This is a genomic window from Vagococcus sp. 211 (genome assembly GCF_056322705.1).
The window spans coordinates 1245279-1263385 of record NZ_CM150475.1; the positions used below are offsets into that span (position 1 = coordinate 1245279).

At 37.6% G+C, this 18107-nt stretch carries 20 protein-coding genes; 1 reads left to right on the plus strand and 19 read right to left on the minus strand.

Going from position 1 to position 18107, the window contains the following annotated elements; genetic code table 11:
* Positions 1-31: 31 nt before the first annotated feature.
* The 4 genes from ACVWM0_RS06190 to ACVWM0_RS06205 form a co-directional block, all read right to left on the minus strand.
* Entirely contained in the window at positions 32-991 is a 960-nt protein-coding gene (locus tag ACVWM0_RS06190) for a PhoH family protein (protein ID WP_476473676.1), read from the minus strand.
* Between the two features lie 116 nt (positions 992-1107).
* Positions 1108-1551 (minus strand): GatB/YqeY domain-containing protein, encoded by a 444-nt coding sequence (locus tag ACVWM0_RS06195; protein ID WP_476471776.1) that lies wholly within the window; start codon positions 1549-1551, stop codon positions 1108-1110.
* Between the two features lie 24 nt (positions 1552-1575).
* Positions 1576-1752: a 30S ribosomal protein S21 gene (gene rpsU, locus ACVWM0_RS06200; RefSeq protein ID WP_476471777.1), complete on the minus strand. Its 177-nt coding sequence runs from the start codon at positions 1750-1752 to the stop codon at positions 1576-1578.
* Between the two features lie 110 nt (positions 1753-1862).
* The gene (locus ACVWM0_RS06205) at positions 1863-2276 is read right to left on the minus strand and encodes a Fur family transcriptional regulator (RefSeq protein ID WP_476473677.1); all 414 of its coding nucleotides are present in this window, start codon (positions 2274-2276) and stop codon (positions 1863-1865) included.
* A gap of 104 nt (positions 2277-2380) precedes the next feature.
* Between ACVWM0_RS06205 and ACVWM0_RS06210 the strand changes: the two genes are divergently transcribed.
* A complete protein-coding gene (locus ACVWM0_RS06210) occupies positions 2381-3214 on the plus strand; it encodes a pyruvate, water dikinase regulatory protein (protein WP_476471778.1) in 834 nt (277 codons plus the stop codon).
* Between the two features lie 30 nt (positions 3215-3244).
* Here ACVWM0_RS06210 and ACVWM0_RS06215 read toward each other — a convergent pair whose 3' ends face one another.
* From ACVWM0_RS06215 to ACVWM0_RS06285, 15 genes are all read right to left on the minus strand, one after another.
* Positions 3245-4117, minus strand: a complete 873-nt coding sequence (locus tag ACVWM0_RS06215; RefSeq protein WP_476471779.1) for an aldose 1-epimerase family protein — start codon at positions 4115-4117, stop codon at positions 3245-3247.
* Between the two features lie 15 nt (positions 4118-4132).
* Positions 4133-4927, minus strand: a complete 795-nt coding sequence (gene codY, locus ACVWM0_RS06220) for a GTP-sensing pleiotropic transcriptional regulator CodY (RefSeq protein ID WP_476471780.1) — start codon at positions 4925-4927, stop codon at positions 4133-4135.
* A gap of 25 nt (positions 4928-4952) precedes the next feature.
* Entirely contained in the window at positions 4953-6350 is a 1398-nt protein-coding gene (hslU, locus tag ACVWM0_RS06225; RefSeq protein WP_476471781.1) for an ATP-dependent protease ATPase subunit HslU, read from the minus strand.
* Between the two features lie 14 nt (positions 6351-6364).
* Positions 6365-6913: an ATP-dependent protease subunit HslV gene (gene hslV, locus ACVWM0_RS06230; RefSeq protein WP_476471782.1), complete on the minus strand. Its 549-nt coding sequence runs from the start codon at positions 6911-6913 to the stop codon at positions 6365-6367.
* 28 nt (positions 6914-6941) lie between these two features.
* Complete coding sequence (xerC, locus tag ACVWM0_RS06235; RefSeq protein WP_476471783.1) at positions 6942-7835, minus strand: tyrosine recombinase XerC; 894 nt, start codon at positions 7833-7835, stop codon at positions 6942-6944.
* Positions 7836-8026: 191 nt separating this feature from the next.
* Positions 8027-9340: a methylenetetrahydrofolate--tRNA-(uracil(54)-C(5))-methyltransferase (FADH(2)-oxidizing) TrmFO gene (gene trmFO, locus ACVWM0_RS06240; RefSeq protein ID WP_476471784.1), complete on the minus strand. Its 1314-nt coding sequence runs from the start codon at positions 9338-9340 to the stop codon at positions 8027-8029.
* Between the two features lie 115 nt (positions 9341-9455).
* Positions 9456-11537, minus strand: coding sequence for a type I DNA topoisomerase (gene topA, locus ACVWM0_RS06245; protein ID WP_476471785.1), 2082 nt, complete (start codon positions 11535-11537; stop codon positions 9456-9458).
* Between the two features lie 120 nt (positions 11538-11657).
* Complete coding sequence (dprA, locus tag ACVWM0_RS06250) at positions 11658-12524, minus strand: DNA-processing protein DprA (RefSeq protein WP_476471786.1); 867 nt, start codon at positions 12522-12524, stop codon at positions 11658-11660.
* Positions 12525-12581: 57 nt separating this feature from the next.
* Positions 12582-13346, minus strand: a complete 765-nt coding sequence (locus ACVWM0_RS06255) for a ribonuclease HII (protein ID WP_476471787.1) — start codon at positions 13344-13346, stop codon at positions 12582-12584.
* Positions 13339-14187 (minus strand): ribosome biogenesis GTPase YlqF, encoded by an 849-nt coding sequence (ylqF, locus tag ACVWM0_RS06260; RefSeq protein ID WP_476471788.1) that lies wholly within the window; start codon positions 14185-14187, stop codon positions 13339-13341. The genes ACVWM0_RS06255 and ylqF overlap by 8 nt, the downstream gene beginning before the upstream one ends.
* Before the next feature lie 15 nt (positions 14188-14202).
* Positions 14203-14745, minus strand: a complete 543-nt coding sequence (gene lepB / locus ACVWM0_RS06265; protein ID WP_476471789.1) for a signal peptidase I — start codon at positions 14743-14745, stop codon at positions 14203-14205.
* 83 nt (positions 14746-14828) lie between these two features.
* Complete coding sequence (locus ACVWM0_RS06270) at positions 14829-16280, minus strand: S41 family peptidase (RefSeq protein WP_476471790.1); 1452 nt, start codon at positions 16278-16280, stop codon at positions 14829-14831.
* A gap of 20 nt (positions 16281-16300) precedes the next feature.
* The gene (locus ACVWM0_RS06275; RefSeq protein WP_476471791.1) at positions 16301-16519 is read right to left on the minus strand and encodes a YozE family protein; all 219 of its coding nucleotides are present in this window, start codon (positions 16517-16519) and stop codon (positions 16301-16303) included.
* Between the two features lie 31 nt (positions 16520-16550).
* A complete protein-coding gene (locus ACVWM0_RS06280; RefSeq protein ID WP_476471792.1) occupies positions 16551-17189 on the minus strand; it encodes a YpmS family protein in 639 nt (212 codons plus the stop codon).
* A 10-nt stretch (positions 17190-17199) separates the two neighbouring features.
* Positions 17200-18075 carry an SGNH/GDSL hydrolase family protein gene (locus tag ACVWM0_RS06285; RefSeq protein WP_476471793.1) on the minus strand — a complete coding sequence of 292 codons (876 nt, stop codon included), beginning with the start codon at positions 18073-18075 and terminating at the stop codon, positions 17200-17202.
* Positions 18076-18107: the final 32 nt, after the last annotated feature.

Genomic DNA, 18107 nt, shown 5'->3' on the forward strand with positions numbered 1-18107 from the left:
ATCACCTCTTTTATCTCAGCGACTATCACAATTACGACAACTCTGCATAAGCTTTAATAATATCAGCCACTACAGGGTGTCTAACAACATCAGTAGCAGAAAATCCAACAAACTGAATGCGTTTAATTCCCTTTAAGATACCTTCAGCTTGAATTAACCCGCTTTGAACGCCTCTAGGTAAATCGATTTGTGTTTTATCACCATTGACGATCATTTTTGAATCATTACCTAACCGGGTCAAAAACATCTTCATTTGCGACGCTGTGGTGTTTTGAGCCTCGTCCAATATAACAAAGGCATTTTCTAATGTACGCCCTCTCATGTAAGCTAAGGGGGCTATTTCGATAACGCCACGCTCCATGAGTCGATTCGTGTGCTCTGTTCCTAATAATTGATACAACGCATCATAAATCGGACGTAAATAAGGATTCACTTTTTCTTGTAAGTCCCCTGGCAGAAAGCCCAGATTTTCTCCAGCCTCTACCGCAGGTCTTGTTAACACTATTTTTTCTACTTGGCCTTTTTTCAATGCAGCAATGGCCATCACTACTGCTAAGAATGTTTTACCTGTTCCAGCGGGCCCAATACCAAACACGATGTCATTTTGTTTAATGGCATCAATGTAGTGTTTTTGACCCATGTTTTTGACTTTAATTGGTTGTCCTTTAAAATCTTTGATTAATGTGTTTTCAAATAAGGCTAAAAATTGATCTAATTCATCTTTCTTTGCCATCTGAATCGCTGTTAAAACATCTGTTGATGTCACACTATGACCACGATTAACTAATTTATGTAAGTCGCTTAATATGGCATGAACCTGATTGACTTGGGTCTCATTCCCACTAATGTGAACAATTTCTCCTCTGTTGGAAATCACTACATTGAGAGAGTCTTCCAACATTTTTAAATGTTTGTCGTGATTTCCAAATATCTCGTTTAAATCACTGGCATCGTTAAGAACAATATCCATCGTCTTTTTCTCAGTATGAATCAAATACTTTACAACTCCTTTAATCATCATTATCTATAAATAATACCATAAATATCACTTATCATAAAGAAAAGGGCAAAAAAGAAAAAGCGGTGAGTTTCCTCACCACTTTTTTATTAAGACAATTGCTCTTTTACAAAAGCGTTTACCTTTTGGCCGTCCGCTTTACCTTTTGTTTTTGGCATAATAGCGCCCATCACTTTACCAAAATCCTTCATACTAGAAGCTCCGGTTGCATTAACCGCTTCTTGAATCAATGATTTCAACTCGTCATCTGACAATTGTTCAGGCATATACTTAGAAACAATCAGAATTTCTCGTTCAATCTTCTCAACTAAGTCCATACGGTCAGCTTTTGAAAATTCTTCAAGAGAATCTTTACGTTGTTTCATTTCGCGAGATAAAACAGTTAGCTCGTCATCAGGTGTTAAAGACGTACCTGACTTAATTTCTTCGTTTTGGATAGAGGCTTTCATCATTCTAAGAACAGATAAAACATCTTTATCCTTACTTTTCATCGCTGTTTTGATATCATCATTTAATCTACTTAACAGTGACATAAATATCAGATCCATTCATGAAAACTAGAATTTTTTACGTTTTCTTGCAGCTTCAGACTTTTTCTTACGCTTCACGCTTGGTTTTTCGTAGTACTCGCGTTTGCGATACTCTTGCATAGTACCAGTTTTAGAAACGGAACGTTTGAAGCGACGAAGAGCGTCATCTAATGATTCGTTTTTACGAACAACAGTTTTTGACATATAAATCCCTCCCTCTAAACTTTTCTGGTAACCGTTTTTTATAAAAAAATATTAAACAAAAAACCGTTCGTTATACATTATAACTAATAGCTTTTTTTCAGTCAACTATTCTAGACAATATTTTTTAAACAATTTTCACATTTACCCAAAATTTCGAAGCGATGGCCCTCAATTTCGCATCCTGGTAGCTGCTCTTTAAAGAAGTCCATTGGGCAAAGATGAATCTCCTTAGTCGCCCCGCAACCCGTGCAAATAAAGTGATGGTGGTGATGATCACACGCTGAAACGTCGCAATGAAAACGGTATTTTTTCTCCCCCATAAGCTCTGTTTCTTCAAGTACCCCCATTAAAGAAAAATCTTTCAAATTTCGGTAAATTGTGTCGTAACTAATGCCAGAATACAAAGAATTCATGTAATCGAAGACCTCAACGGCTCCTACGTACCGATTTTCCCTGATTAAAAACGTCAAAATTTCCACACGACGTTTTGTGTTTTTAAATCCTTTATTTTTCATAATGACCATTGCTTGATCTAGTTTTTCTTCCAAATTTTTCACCTCTTGCCTAATTCCCCTTTATTATATGCTATAATTGAATGAAAGTAAAAACATGAGAAGGGTACGAGATTATGTCAAAAAAACACCTTTATTTTTATATCATTTCTGATTCTGCTGGGGATACAGCCTCAAAACTTGCCTCTGCTTCTGTGGCCCAGTATGACCGCGCTGACGTTGAGATACACATGGTTAAGCGAACGTTTGTCCAATCTGCAGAGGATTTGTTAGAATGCCTTCAGGAAGCTAAATCTGTTGATGCGATTGTCCTACAAACCCTTATTGCTAAAGAGCTTGTAGACATCTCTCACGCTTTTTGTGCAGAGCACAACATCTTTACTATTGATCCTTTGTCACCTCTCATCGATGAAGTAACAAGACGAACAGAAATAGAACCTAAGCGTGTCCCTGGCGCTATGCATTTTCTTAACAAAAGCTATTTTGAAAGAATTAGTGCCATGGAATTCGCTGTTAAATACGATGATGGGAAGGACCCGAGGGGATTTTTAGAAGCGGATATTTTATTACTGGGTGTGTCAAGAACGTCTAAAACACCACTTAGTCTCTTTTTAGCAAATAAAAACTTAAAAGTTGCGAACTTACCTCTGATTCCTGAGGCTCATATTCCACAACAATTATGGGAAGTGAACCCTAAAAAAATTGTTGGTCTAACTAACGACCCAAAAATCTTGAATTCCATTCGTAAAGAACGGATGAAAGCTTACGGCCTTAACCCTGATACAGCATACTCTGATATTAATAAAATCAAATTAGAATTAGAGTTCGCCCACAATTTGTATCAAAAATTAGGCTGTTTAACAATCAATGTGGCCCAAAAATCAATCGAAGAAACCGCATCAATTATATTAAGTGAATTGCACCTTGACGATCATAGTTATATCAATTAAAAACAGCCCTCTTTTTACAGAGGGCTGTTTTTAATTGACTGATATCGTATATGTTCTACTAAACACTTCTCCATGTCCTAGATGGTTCATACCAAACTTTTCAGTTAATTCTCCTGTAGCGTCTAGCGTGTCCGCAATGCCACACCAAGGCTCTATACAGACAAATGGTGCTTCTTTATCATATGGCGTCCAAAAACCAACGTAAGGAAAATCATGGTAACTCAACGTAACAGAATGATCTGTTTTTTCAGACGCAATCGTAAAACTATTTTTACCACTGGTTTCTAAAATAACAGCGTCGTTTTCAAATAAAGACCGCTTAATTTGAATCGGCGTATTCGTTTGTCCTAATGTTTTTTCTGACAAGTTAATGAATGGGCCTTCTAACGGAATCATCAATCGTGATTTTAATGGGTTAAAATTCAAATAAAAATCATCGTACTGACAACCTTCCACTAAGGGAACGTTAAAGGCAGGATGCCCCCCTATCCCAAAAATCAAAGTCTCAGACAAACTCGTCACATGATACGTCACGTGTAAATCATGCTGACATAATTGATACCCAACCCTAAGTTCAAAGTCAAAGGGATACATACTCAAAGTATGAGGGTTACTTTTCAATAAAAAAATGACACTGTCTTCGTTTACCTCTTCTACCTCAAACACTTCATCTCTTGCGAAACCGTGCTGTGTCATTGTATATTGTTTGCCCTCATAGGTATATGAATCATTCTTTAAACGACCTACAATTGGAAATAGCACTGGTGCACGTCTTCCCCAAAAGGTCGGATCTCCTTGCCATATATACTCTACTTCCTGTTGTTTATCTTTAAAACTAAGCAATTCTGCCCCCATTGTTGTCAGATTCACCACATGGGTCTCATTTTCTAAAGTAACACTCACCTCAAGCACCTACCTTTAACTTAATGATTGTTTCGTCAATTCTTCTTTAAACAAGGGATTGATAATTTTAATATATGTCCCCTTCATTCCCAGAGAACGTGTTTCGATGACACCAGCTGATTCTAGTTTCCTCAGAGCATTAACAATCACAGACCTCGTAATACCAACCTTATCTGCTACTGTGGACGCTGTTACCCGACCCTCATCTTCTTCTAGCTCATAAAAAATAGCTTCGACTGCTTTTAATTCACTGTAAGACAAGGTACTCATAGCTAATTGGACAGTCGTTGTGTGGCGAATGTTTTCTTCTTGTTCTCTTGATTGTTGATAGAGTATTTGCATCCCTATAACAGTAGAACTGTACTCTCCAAGAATCAAATCAATGTCATTAAATTTCTTACCGATACGACCTAAGATAATTGTCCCTAACCGCTCTCCAGCACCAAACATTGGTATAATCGTGGTATAAGCATCCGGTAATTCCTCTCTTAACTCCACAGGAAAAACCGTGCTATCATGCTCAATCCCGACATTTTCCACCGTACTGTCAAAAGTATGAAGGTGACGAATATAAGCATCCGGAAATTGTTGATTGTGCACCATTTCCTGCACGCGTTTTGTGTTAAAATCATGGACAATCATATAGCCAAGTAAGACGCCTTCTTTATTTAGAATATAAGCGTTACTCTCTAAAATATCCCCAAGAATATCTGCCATATAGTTATATGGCAGAATCTTCTCCATGCTTAAAGTATTTTCTTTTTGTAATAATTCATTAATCATGCGTGTTTTATTTAATAGTTGCTTCATGGTTGAAACCCTTCCTCATCACTGCTTATAGAATGAAGCGACTTAAATCTTCATCCTTAGCAATATGATCTAATTTCTCATTAACATAATTTTCTGTAATGGTAATTTCTCCCATTTGCATATCTGGTGCTTCAAATAATAAGTCTTCTAATAATTTTTCTAAAATGGTATGAAGGCGTCGTGCCCCGATGTTATCTGTTTCGCTGTTAACATCATAAGCAATATGAGCAATGCGTTCTATGGCTTCCTTCGTAAAGGTAATGTTAATGTTTTCTGTTTCAAGTAAAGCAATGTATTGCTTGATTAACGCATTATCAGGCTCTGTTAAGATACGGACAAAATCCTCTGCAGATAAATCGTCTAATTCAACACGAATAGGGAAGCGACCTTGTAATTCAGGAATCAGATCACTTGGTTTGCTTAAGTGGAAGGCTCCTGAAGCAATGAATAAAATATGCTCTGTTGAAATAGCTCCGTATTTAGTATTCACTAAAGAACCTTCAACGATTGGTAAAATATCTCGTTGTACTCCTTCACGCGATACTTGGCCTTGTGATTCTGATTTCGATGTAATTTTATCAAACTCATCAATAAAAATAATGCCGTGATTTTGAGCTAATTTAATAGCGTCACTATTAATATCAGCATCATTAACTAATTTTTCAGATTCTTCGTTAATTAAAATCTCACGAGCTTCTTTTACTGTTAGTGTGCGCTTGATTTTTTTCTTAGGCGTTAAAGCACCCAAGGTATCGTTTAAATCAATGCCCATCTGTTCTAAACCGTTGTTCATTGATGGCATTTGTTTTTTCTCTTCTACTTCAATTGTGATTTCACGGTCTTCAAGCATTCCTTTTTCAAGCTGAGACTGTACTGTTTCACGGCTCACACGAATCGTGTCGGTTACTTCTTCTGTATCCTCTTCTTTATCCGCTTGGAAAGAATTCATCATTTGCATCATCATATCAAATTGGTTACCAGATTGACGTTTTTCTTTTTTAATCCCTGGTACAAGAAGTTTCACTAAGCGTTCGTCAGCGGCTTTCGCTGCTTGACTGTAGACATTACTGTATTGTTGTTTCTTAACAATGACAACACTTGCTTCAACTAAATCACGAACCATTGACTCAACGTCACGTCCGACATAACCAACCTCTGTAAATTTTGTCGCTTCCACTTTAACAAAAGGCGCACTCACAATTTTAGCTAAACGGCGTGCGATTTCTGTTTTACCGACTCCAGTTGGCCCTATCATTAATAAATTTTTTGGTGTAATTTCTTGCTTCATCGTTTCTTCTAATTGCATACGACGATAACGATTTCTCAGCGCAACAGACACTGATTTTTTAGCAGTGTGTTGCCCAATAATATATTTATCTAATTCTGATACGATTTCTCTTGGTGTTTTTTCCATCATTCCCATGTTAGACCATCCTCTTACAATTCTTCTACAATGATATTGTGATTTGTGTAGACGCAAATGTCTCCTGCCACATGCAACGCTTCACGAGCAATGTCTCCAGCAGTTAAATCCTCACGTCCATTTTGTTTCATAGCTCTCGCTGCAGCCAGAGCATAGTTGCCTCCAGAACCAATAGCTAAGATACCATCATCCGGTGCAATCACTTCCCCTGTTCCTGATACAACAAGCATTTCCTTATCGTTCATAACAATTAGCATCGCTTCTAATTTTTGCATCATTTTATCACTGCGCCATTCCATAGCAAGTTCTACCGCTGCACGCATTAAATTCCCTTTATATTGATTCAATTTAGCTTCAAATTTTCCTTCTAAATTAAAGGCATCTGCGACACTTCCTGCAAAACCTACAACGACCTCATCGTTATAAATTCGGCGAACTTTTTTTGCCGTGCCTTTCATAACAACGGATTCTCCCATTGTTACTTGGCCGTCACCTGCCATTGCAAATTTTCCGTCTTTTTCAACTGCACAAATTGTGGTTGAGTGAAATGTTGTATATCCCATTCGTTAGATACCCCTTTATTATTAATAATCATGCTCTTGGATGAAAATTACGATAGCTTTGTTGTAATTTATCCGTTGTAACATGCGTATAGATCTGTGTAGATGATAGGCTAGCATGGCCCAATAATTCTTGAACCGTTCGTAAATCAGCCCCATTATTTAAAAGATGTGTCGCAAACGTATGCCTCAGCATATGGGGATGTATATTGGTCGTCAGTGTGCTTTTTTTGATTAGTTGATTCAAAATATACTGAACCCCACTGGCTGTTAACGGATCCCCTTTATGATTAACAAATAACACATCATGTGGTTGCTTCGCTTTTACTAAAAGAAGGTCTCTCCCTTTAGTAAGATATTCTTGTATTCCATCGCTTGCCACGGCACCAAAAGGAACATACCTTTCCTTGCCACCCTTACCATGAATCAACATCGTGTCCGTTTGCCAATCAATATCCCCTAAGGTAATGTTGATACATTCCGTCACACGAATCCCTGTCCCGTAAAGCACTTCAAGTAATGCTTTATTTCGGTAATCCAAAGGCCGTTCACCCTCCACTTGAACAAACAATTGATTCAACTCTTCCTCGTAAAAAAACCTCGGTAGCTTCATATTTTGTTTTTTCAATTGGATATAGGAAAAAGGGTTCTCCTCCACGATTTTTTCTCTCATTAAAAAATGATAAAAAGAGCGAAGACTCGATATTTTACGACTCATGGAATTACGACTGTATCCCTTATCTGTTAAATGTGACAAGTAAATTCGAACATCTTGAACAGAGACTTCTGTGACTTCAGCACTTCCTGTTTCAGTTAAAAAGTGATAAAAATCACTAATATCGTCCTGATACGCTCGTTGGGTTTTGTCTGAATAGTCCCGTTCTGTTTTTAAATAACGTAGGAAATAATCCATATATTCTAGCATGTTTACAAGCCCTTTCATCCATTTACAAAAATAATGTATCATATAAAAAATATTAAAACAAACAAATTGTCATAATTTAAAGAATATTGACGGAATTTATCACAAATTCTTCTTATTTTTAGCAATCGAAGGAGAAGAGTGCTAAATCAGGAACAAAAGAAAAGCATACCACTTGAGTATGCTTTTCATAATTAACCGATTTTTTTCTTCATTCTATCGGTCATATCTAAGGCGCGATTAGCAATGGCTTGGTATCGTTCCTTTTTATCTTTTACTCGTCTTGGTAATTCTGGGAATATACCAAAATTAGCATTCATTGGTTGGAAATTAGACGAAGAGGCATGCGTAATATAATTGGCCATGCTTCCCATCGCTGTTTCAGGGAAAAAGATCATTGTTTTCTCACCCTTCGCTAAGCGGGCGGCATTAATCCCTGCAATCAAACCACTGGCTGCACTTTCAATATACCCTTCAACCCCTGTCATTTGACCAGCAAAAAAGATGTTAGGGTTCTTTTTAGATTGGTAGGTTGGTTCAAGTAATTTAGGAGAATTCATAAAGGTGTTACGATGCATCACACCATATCTCACAATATCCGCCTGTTCTAACCCTGGAATCATGCGGACAATACGTTTTTGTTCTCCCCACTTGAGATGAGTTTGAAAACCAACGATATTATATAAAGATGCCGCCGCATCATCTTGTCTTAATTGAATCACAGCATACGGTTTTCTACCTGTTTTAGGATCTTCTAATCCAACTGGTTTCAAAGGACCAAAAAGCAAGGTTTTATCTCCTCGAGCTGCCATAACTTCCACTGGCATACAGCCATCAAAAAACTTTTCTTCTTCAAAATCTTTTAAAGGTGCCACTTCAGCCGTGATTAACGCTTCTTTGAATGCATAAAATTCATCTCTTGTCATCGGACAATTAAGATAGGCTGCTTCTCCTTTATCATAACGTGATTTCAAGTAGACTTTATCCATATCGATACTGTCTTTTTCAATGATTGGTGCCGCCGCATCGTAAAAATATAACCCTTCAGACTCTGTATATTCCCTGATACTTTCCGCTAAAGGTTCACTGGTTAATGGACCAGTCGCAATAATCGTGATACCTTCTGTTGGTATCTCGGTGATTTCTTCATGATGCACTGTAATATTAGGGTGGTGAGTGAGTGTATCAGTAACATGACCAGAGAAACTTTCTCTATCCACTGCCAACGCCCCACCTGCAGGAATCTGATGCTTTTCTGCTGAACGAATAATAATCGAATCAAATTGACGCATTTCTTCTTTCAAAAGCCCTGCAGCATTCGTTACATTGTTCGCTCGAAGGGAGTTAGTACACACAAGTTCTGCGAATTTATCTGTATGATGCGCGGGTGTTTTTTTTATTTGTCTCATTTCGTACAAATCAACCTTCACGCCACGTTCTGCTATTTGCCACGCTGCTTCACTTCCAGCCAATCCTGCCCCGATTACTGTTACTCTGGTTTCTGTCATCTCTCTAGCCTCTTTCCTTTATCCAAACAAATAAGTAAGGGACACAAAACACGTGAATGTTTCTGTCCCTTTTGATTATCTTGATTATACACATTTTTTTAACAGTTGCACATCGTTATTTTTGCTCTTTTTCCTTGTAGTCGCAATCGCTACATTGAATTTGGAAACCGCCTCGAATTTTCTTTTGTACTAAGTACTTAGTACATTTCGGACAATCTCTACCTACTGGCTTATCCCATGTAGTAAATTCACAGGCTGGGTACGTTTCACAACCATAAAAAATACGGTTTTTCTTCGTTTTCTTCTCAATAACCTCACCCTTACTACATGTGGGACACGTCACGCCAATTTTCTTAACAATGGCTTTTGTATTACGACAATCAGGGAAGTTACTACATGCATAAAACTTACCATACTTACCTAATTTAATTAGCATTGGGTTGCCACATTCTTCGCAATCGAATCCTGCGGGCTCATCTTTAATTTGGATTTTTTCCATTTGAGATTCTGCCACTTCTAATTCTTTAGCGAATGGTTGGTAAAAACGATCCACTACCTTGCGCCATTCTTCTTCAGCAATAGCAATCTTATCCAAATCTTTCTCCATTTGAGCCGTAAAGTTAACGTCTACAATACGAGGGAAGAATTCACAAACCAACCCATTTACGATTTCACCTAACTCAGTAGGTTCAAACCGTTTCGCATTTAGCTTAACATAATAACGACGTTGAATGGTTTCAAGGGTTGGTGCATACGTTGACGGACGACCAACACCATTTTCTTCTAAACTCTTAACCAACGTCGCCTCACTAAATCGTGCTGGTGGTTGCGTGAAATGTTGTTTTGGTTCGATATCTGCCGATTTAACAATTTCTTTTTCTTCTAAATCTGGCAAGATGTTTTCTTTGTCTTCTTTTCCTTCGTCTTTACCTTCAATATAAACTTTAGTAAATCCTGGGAATTTAATTTTAGAGCCGTTTGCAACAAACATCACACCGTTTTGTTCTAAGTCAACACGCATCGTGTCCAACACAGCTGGTGCCATTTGACTTGCTAGCATACGGGCCCAGATTAATGAATACAATTTAAATTGGTCTTTATCTAAGAACTCTTTAATTGATTCAGGGGTTCTCATAACAGAAGATGGGCGGATTGCCTCATGAGCATCTTGCGCTCCTGCTGCTTTTTTCCCTGGTTTTTTTGCGCCAGCTACATATTCTTGACCGTATTTTTCAACAATGAAATCATACGCATCTGATTTAGCAGTGTCAGATAAGCGCGTTGAATCCGTACGCATATAAGTAATGAGACCGACTGTTCCTTGGCCTTTACCTAATTTAATCCCTTCATACAATTGTTGCGCTACCATCATGGTTTTACGCGTTCTAAAGTTGAGTTTTCTAGCTGCTTCTTGTTGTAAACTACTTGTTGTAAAGGGTTGAGCTGGGTTACGTTTGCGTTCTTTTTTCGTGATTTTTTGGATTTCGTAGTCACGACCTGTTAAACGCTCCGTCACCTCTTTTACATCTGCTTCTGTTGACAGTTTTTGTTTCTTACCATCTACACCGTAAAAATTAGCTTTGAATTTTTTCTTACCTTTAACAAAGTCACCAGTAATGCTCCAGTATTCTTCTGGTTTGAATTCTCTGATGTCGTTTTCTCTATCAATAATCATTTTTAAAGCAACAGATTGAACACGTCCCGCACTCAATCCTTTTTTAACTTTTTTCCAAAGAATTGGACTAATGGAGTAACCAACTAAACGGTCAAGGATACGTCTTGCTTGTTGAGCATCTACTAAGTCCACGTTAATTTTTCTAGGTTCTTTAAATGCTCCCTTAACGGCTTCTTTCGTAATCTCATTAAACACAACACGGTTATTATCGTTTAAATCTAAATCCAGTATATGAGCTAAATGCCAAGCGATAGCTTCCCCTTCACGGTCCGGATCGGCTGCGAGGTAAACTTTATCCGCCTTTTTAGCGTATTTTTTTAACTCTTTAATAACTGGTCCCTTACCACGGATATTAATATAATGAGGTTCGTAATTATCCTCTATATCAATCCCCATCTTACTTTTTGGCAAATCTCTAATGTGGCCGACACTCGCTACTACCTTGTAATTTTTACCTAAGTATTTTTCTATTGTTTTGGCTTTTGCAGGGGATTCAACAATCACTAAATATTTATAACTCATAAATAATCCCTTCTTTTCCTACTATTTTATGTTTCTTTTTTAAATGTTCAACAATCGTTAATCATCTTAGACTATTAGTTAGGCCTTTGTCAAGCAAGGAATTTATTTATGACGTCAAGTTTAGTCCCATTCCTCCAAAATATCTGAAGGTTTCCAGGTGCATTTTGCCCCCTCTTGAATAAGGTTTAAACAGCCCTGAGAATTTGTATCAAAAGGATGACCCGGTACAGCAAAAACATCTCTTCCTTCCTCTAAAGCAAGCTGCGCTGTAATTAAAGAGCCACTTCGCTCTTTCGCTTCAATAACGCATACCCCTTTACTAATACCTGCTATAATTCGGTTTCGACTTGGAAAATGGTAACTTCTCGGGCCTGTTCCAAGTAAATATTCGCTTATGACTAAGTGGTGTTTCATCATATATTCTTGTAGCCGTCGATTTTCTTTGGGATAATTAATATCCAAACCTGTACCAATCACTCCAATAGTGTTCCCTTTATTTTTGATTGTTAATTGATGGGCCCAAGTGTCATTTCCACGAGCAAGACCACTAGCTACAACAATTTCTTTTTTTACTATCGCCGGAATCATTTCTTCCAGTATTTTTTTCCCTTGAGGAGAAGCATCTCTTGCACCCACCATCCCAATGATAGGTTGTTGCAAGAGCTCTATTCTGCCTACATAGAACAAACAAATAGGTGGGTTATATATCTCTGCTAAACAACGGGGATACTCTTCTTCTAATAAAGTCACCATTTGGTAAGTCTGACTAAACACTAGAAACTCATCGTAAGTAATCTGTTTGGCTTCGTAATAAGAATGCACAAACTGCTCTTTATATCGAGACTGTACGCCTCCATAAGTAAGGTAACCGTGCAAACTTTCCTCTTCTTCTGGGTTCTCCAGATAATGGTTCAATAGGCGTAATAACCCTTTGTTGCCTATTCCTTTTAAATGCTTTAACCGAAACACAAACAATCTTGTATCCATCACAAAAAAACCCCTTTGCTCATTTCTTAATCATAAGTTTCGCAAAAGGGGCTCATTTTATTTATTTTTTATTGGCGCAAAGGTTTTCCGATGAATAGGTGTAATCCCGTACGTCTCTATTCCTTCTAAATGCACTTTTGTACCATATCCAGCATTATTAGCAAAACCATAACCTGGAAATTCTTTATCATAAGCTACCATCATTCGGTCCCGGGTCACTTTTGCAATAATACTCGCACACGCAATGGATATACTCTTAGCATCCCCTTTAATGATATTTTCTTGAGGAATCGGCATATCTAAGGTCATAGCGTCAATCAATAAGAAGTCTGGTTGGATTGATAGCTCCGTCACTGCATCAATCATAGCTAGTTTCGTTGCTTGATAAATATTAACTTCGTCAACAACACTTGCGTCTTTCATCCCAATACCAACAGCTATCGCTTGATCCATAATCTTATCATACAATTCTTCTCGCTTACTTAACGATAATTGTTTAGAATCATTGACTTCTAATACATCAAAACTATCAGGTAAAATCACTGCACAGGCCACAACAGGACCCGCTAAAGGCCCACGACCCACTTCATCAATACCAGCTATATACGTTGCACCCTTTGTTTTAGCTTGCTCTTCGTATTGCCACATTTCTTTGAAGTGCGCTTCTAATTTCTTTTGTTTTTCGAAGCGTTTAAAAGTCGAAGCAATGCTTGTCTGAACAGATTTCCTATCATCGGTTAATATACTTTGAAACCAAAGATCTTCTTCAGTCGTCACTTCTTTTAATCGTAATTTTATTTCTGAGGCCGTTAATTTAGTCATGCTCTCCCACTCTATCTAAGGTATATTTCCCTATGCGTCCATCTCTAATTTCTTGAACGATCATGGTACTCCCTTTATCATAATCTTCCATAAACCCACGTTTTTTTGTGATGATCATTAATAGGTCAACCGTTGATAACTCTAAATCATCTTCACTTAATTGATAGCGGTGCGCTAATTGGCCTGGATAATTCACTCTAAAGAATTCTAAACCGAACAAAGCTAAATCATCCATGTGTAGTAAGGTATCTTTAATAGCTCCAGTTAAGGCTAATTTACGACCAATCAATTCATCCTCGAATTTAGGCCATAAAATACCTGGAGTATCTAAGAGTTCTAACTCATTCCCTGATTTTAACCATTGTTGTCCTTTGGTTACACCTGGCGTGTTCCCTGTACGAGCCATGTTTCGTTTAGCTAAACGATTTAAAAGAGTTGATTTCCCAACGTTTGGAATACCAATACACATCGCTCTAATGGCGCGAGGTTTGATTCCTCGTGATGCTTGTCGTTCTATTTTTTCCTTTAAGACTTCTTTTGCCAAAGGAACAATTTTATTCACACCTTGCCCTTGACTGGCATTAATTGATAGGCATGAATGACCTTGTGCTTCAAAATAAGCTTTCCATCTTGCTGTTTCTATTGGATCTGCCAAATCAGCTTTGTTTAATAAAATAATGCGTGGTTTTTGTTGGATGATGGTATCAAGCATTGGGTTACGACTTGATATAGGTAATCGTGCGTCCACAATCTCTAGTACAATATCCACTAATTTTAATTTTTCTGCTACTTCTCTTCTTGCCTTGGCCATATGACCAGGAAACCATTGAATTGTTGCCATTTTTTTCTCTCCCTGTTATCTGATAATGCCCATGTCTTTCAATGGATAGTAAATAATCTGACCTTTTCCTAGTATACTCTCACCAGAAATGGTACCAAAAGAACGACTATCCTTACTCAACCTGCGATTATCCCCTAGAACAAAATATTGATTCTCGGGTATTTTTTTCCTATTTATAATATCTTTCGAATGAAAATCTGTGGTAAACACATACTCATTCTTCTTTTTCTTCACATCTTTCAAAAAGGGTTCCTCTACTGGGTCTCCGTTAACATACAATTGATCTTTTTCATACATAATTTGATCGCCTGGTAGCCCAATCACTCGTTTTACTAAGGTACCTCCAGTGGGAGATGTAAAGACAATAACATCAAATCGATGGACCTCACTGAAATTTTCAGTAATGATAAAATCATTTTCCTTTAATGTCGGTGCCATGGAATTTCCCGATACTTCGACTGGGATCAAAAAAAAGGCTCGTATCATCATGACAAAAATCGTACACACAACCAACAATTTTGTCCAATGCCAAAAATAATCAAGTAATTTCTTTTCCATGTTTTCACCATCTTCCTTGTTATTCTTCATCATATTCTATAATAACACAAGAAAAAAGGGAACATAAGATGTTCCCTCTCAGTTTATTTTTTTTCTAATAATTCTAACGCTTTGTTGTATTGTACATCATTTGCTTTCCAATGATTGTAAATCGCCTCTTCTAAAGAATAGGCGGTCTCTTTGTCTACAACACCTGTCTCTTTCAAATCGTGATCCTTTTGGAAGGCTCTAACACTTTCAACTGTTTCTTCTGAATAGATGTCACTGTTTTTGTCTCCACCATACCCTAGAACCTCTAAGTATAAATGAATAGTTTCAACATTTTTATTAACAACTCCTAATTGGTAAGTTAAAGAACGATCGAGGACGGTTGTTTTCATGTACTCAGGGTAATCCACTTCCACAGTAGGTTTGACACCTTTCTCGTGAATCCAGTGACCGTCTGGTGTTAACCATTTACTAATGGTTAACTTCACTTCACCACCACTCGGCACAGGAATAAGTGTTTGAACCGTTCCTTTACCAAAGGTTTTGACGCCGACTACATCTAATCCAGCAGATTCCACAAACGCTCCTGCCATAATTTCTGACGCGCTAGCACTGTTACCATCGACTAACAACACTGTCGGTTCCTTTATCTTGTCTCCATTATCGAGTTCTTTACTAGCCACTTCTTTGGATACTTCCTTTTTACCACGCGCTTCAAATGACACGATGGTTTGGTCGTCTTCTAAAAATCGACTGGTAATGCGCTCAACAACACCTAGAACTCCGCCAGGATTCCCTCGAACATCAATAATGAATGACTTGGCCCCCTGCTCTCGCAAAGCTGTTACCTTATCGTTAAACTCATCTGTGGTGGTTTCATTAAAACTAATAATTTGAATGTAACCAACGCTCTTATTTTTAGCATCTATGTTTCCTTTGACAGACTCAACAGGAATTGTATCTCTGACAATTTCTACTGGAAAACTGCTGTCTCCTCGAATAATATCGATTGTCACAGTGGTACCTTTTTCTCCGCGAACATCCTTTACAACTTCTTGCAAGGGGCGTCCTTCTGTTTTTTTACCGTCTACTTTGATAAACACATCACCGGCTTGTAATTTTGCTTTTTCTGCCGGGGAGCCTTTAATAGGAGGTTCTGCTACTGTTGGGTAGTCATTCTCTATCTTCATGACTGCGCCAATTCCTTCAAAACTTCCAGCAACACTGTCATCAAAATCTTTGGCTTCTACTGGAACAAAATAGTCTGAATAAGGATCACCCATGGCGCCAATCATCCCTTTCATCGCACCATCAATCAAATCCTGTTGATCCACTTCTTTAATGTATTGCGACTGGATTAATTGGTTTAAGTACGTCAGCTCAGATAAATCAGCATCGCCACTCCCTAAACCAAGCGTTCCAGATGAGTGTTTTGACTCATAGATAAACATGGTGGTTCCTGAAGCTAATATGGCGACAATAAGAATACTTATAATATACTTGGCCAAAGAAATCCTTTTTTTATTAGATTGGTTCGGTTCTTGCAACGGGGTCACTTCCTTTTAATTTATTTGGTTTGTTCATACAAGGCCCATAATTCATCAAATATATCCATACTCGTGACATAATAGGCATTCGTTTCTAAGTAAAGTGACACCTCATCATAATCAGTCGATTGCTTTGGAAACTGGGTATCATTAAAGATATCTTCTGCCAAACGATGAAGGGCATTCGGATGTAAAGCCCCTCGATACGTTTGGGTAAACTGATAAAAACTGTGTCTCATACATTAACCTCGCTTTATTTGTCCTATGATACTATTTCTTCTTACTTTCCTTAGTTGGTAAGAAAAGACTAAAACTGATTTCATCATCAATCAAGTTAATTTTATTGGCTCTAATACTCATCCCATTTTCTAATGTAAATTGATCTAAATGTAGCGTAATGAGTTGCTTATCTGCGTCAATCTCAACCCATTCAGGAAAATCCATACTTCTTGAAATATAGTTAATCATTGCTGGTATTGGCACATTCAAACTACCTACGGATAGATGTTTGGCTTTTAATTGAACATTACCATCATTTAATACATAAGGTTCAAAATAAAGGTAAAAGTGAGTATCATGACCTAATAATTGAAACGTCCCGTCTAGCATCGCGTCACTACCGAGTGTAAATTGATAGTCCATTCCTGATTCTTTAACAGCATCTGCAAAAAAGAACTCAACGATATTATTAATTTGTCCTTTTTTTAGGACAACATCTAAAACTGGTTCATTTTTGTGCGCTACTTTGGGGGCATTTGCATCGTAAGTCGTTCTTGTCGTCGTCACCCTCGTGTAAACTAGCGCTGTAAAACCTATAACTACCGCTAGTAAAATAAAAAATGCCATTTTCCATAGATTATTAAACCAACCCCTTGGTCTCATGTTTCCTTCTCCTCGTTTCAGCGACATTTATGTCCTCCTAATCTAGCCACAATTCTTTAGTGGCCAACATTTTACTCTTAAAGGCATTGGCAATAATTTGATAACCTAAGTTATTAGGATGAAAGCTATCTTCTTCAGATAGTAAGTTATTTAAAACATCTACCCCATCAAATAACTCATCCAAGTCATGACCTGCTGCGACTTCATCGATTGTTGCCAACCCATTGTAGATGTCTTCGTTAATTGGAACAAAAAAGGCATTATCAACTGACGCTGTAAATTCAGCTGAGCCTTCGTTCCAAAAGTCTACAATTTCTTGCATCTCTTCAATCTCTGAAAAATTCTTGTAGAACGGGTTATAAATACCTAGTTGATAAATAGGAGCATGATCGTTTAAGCTTCTAATTTCTTCGTACAGTTTATCTAATTGTTCTTGGTATTTTTTCCTTGGCTTTTCAAAGGTCTTTAAGGTCATTTTGCCAAACATCTTCGTTTGGATAACTTTCATTAAATCGTTCCCGCCTACTGTAATTAAGATAACATCCGCTTTTTTGACTGATTCTTGCATGTCCTCATTTTTTTTCAATCGTTTCAGTATTTGATCACTACGATCTCCAGACTTACCATAATTTTCAGCCTGAACCACATCAATTGGCTGACTGTCATTTAAGTCACGTTGAAGTAAGGGTAAATACCCCCCTGATTGTGTATTATCGCCAATCCCCTCTGTTAAGGAATCTCCTACCGCACTCAGCCTTAATATTTCTTTATTTTTTTTAACCGTTTCCTCTTTTGTGTTATCAGGCTTAATTGATTCTGCTTTAGGTAAAAGCACACTTGTCACAATAAACGTGGTAAGTATGACACCTAAAAATAAAAAAAGATACGGCATGTTTTCTTTTATTTTCGTCATTTTCATCCCTCTAGTCAAAAAAAGCAGACCCT

Excerpts from the sequence above, each read along its gene's own strand:
- ACVWM0_RS06195 (WP_476471776.1), bottom strand. The coding sequence starts at position 1,551 with ATGTCACTGTTAAGTAGATTAAATGATGATATCAAAACAGCGATGAAA.
- rpsU (WP_476471777.1), bottom strand. The coding sequence starts at position 1,752 with ATGTCAAAAACTGTTGTTCGTAAAAACGAATCATTAGATGACGCTCTT.
- ACVWM0_RS06205 (WP_476473677.1), bottom strand. The coding sequence starts at position 2,276 with ATGGTCATTATGAAAAATAAAGGATTTAAAAACACAAAACGTCGTGTG.
- ACVWM0_RS06210 (WP_476471778.1), top strand. The coding sequence starts at position 2,381 with ATGTCAAAAAAACACCTTTATTTTTATATCATTTCTGATTCTGCTGGG.
- codY (WP_476471780.1), bottom strand. The coding sequence starts at position 4,927 with ATGAAGCAACTATTAAATAAAACACGCATGATTAATGAATTATTACAA.
- hslU (WP_476471781.1), bottom strand. The coding sequence starts at position 6,350 with ATGGGAATGATGGAAAAAACACCAAGAGAAATCGTATCAGAATTAGAT.
- hslV (WP_476471782.1), bottom strand. The coding sequence starts at position 6,913 with ATGGGATATACAACATTTCACTCAACCACAATTTGTGCAGTTGAAAAA.
- xerC (WP_476471783.1), bottom strand. The coding sequence starts at position 7,835 with ATGCTAGAATATATGGATTATTTCCTACGTTATTTAAAAACAGAACGG.
- trmFO (WP_476471784.1), bottom strand. The coding sequence starts at position 9,340 with ATGACAGAAACCAGAGTAACAGTAATCGGGGCAGGATTGGCTGGAAGT.
- topA (WP_476471785.1), bottom strand. The coding sequence starts at position 11,537 with ATGAGTTATAAATATTTAGTGATTGTTGAATCCCCTGCAAAAGCCAAA.
- dprA (WP_476471786.1), bottom strand. The coding sequence starts at position 12,524 with ATGGATACAAGATTGTTTGTGTTTCGGTTAAAGCATTTAAAAGGAATA.
- ACVWM0_RS06255 (WP_476471787.1), bottom strand. The coding sequence starts at position 13,346 with ATGACTAAATTAACGGCCTCAGAAATAAAATTACGATTAAAAGAAGTG.
- ylqF (WP_476471788.1), bottom strand. The coding sequence starts at position 14,187 with ATGGCAACAATTCAATGGTTTCCTGGTCATATGGCCAAGGCAAGAAGA.
- lepB (WP_476471789.1), bottom strand. The coding sequence starts at position 14,745 with ATGGAAAAGAAATTACTTGATTATTTTTGGCATTGGACAAAATTGTTG.
- ACVWM0_RS06275 (WP_476471791.1), bottom strand. The coding sequence starts at position 16,519 with ATGAGACACAGTTTTTATCAGTTTACCCAAACGTATCGAGGGGCTTTA.
- ACVWM0_RS06280 (WP_476471792.1), bottom strand. The coding sequence starts at position 17,189 with ATGTCGCTGAAACGAGGAGAAGGAAACATGAGACCAAGGGGTTGGTTT.
- ACVWM0_RS06285 (WP_476471793.1), bottom strand. The coding sequence starts at position 18,075 with ATGACGAAAATAAAAGAAAACATGCCGTATCTTTTTTTATTTTTAGGT.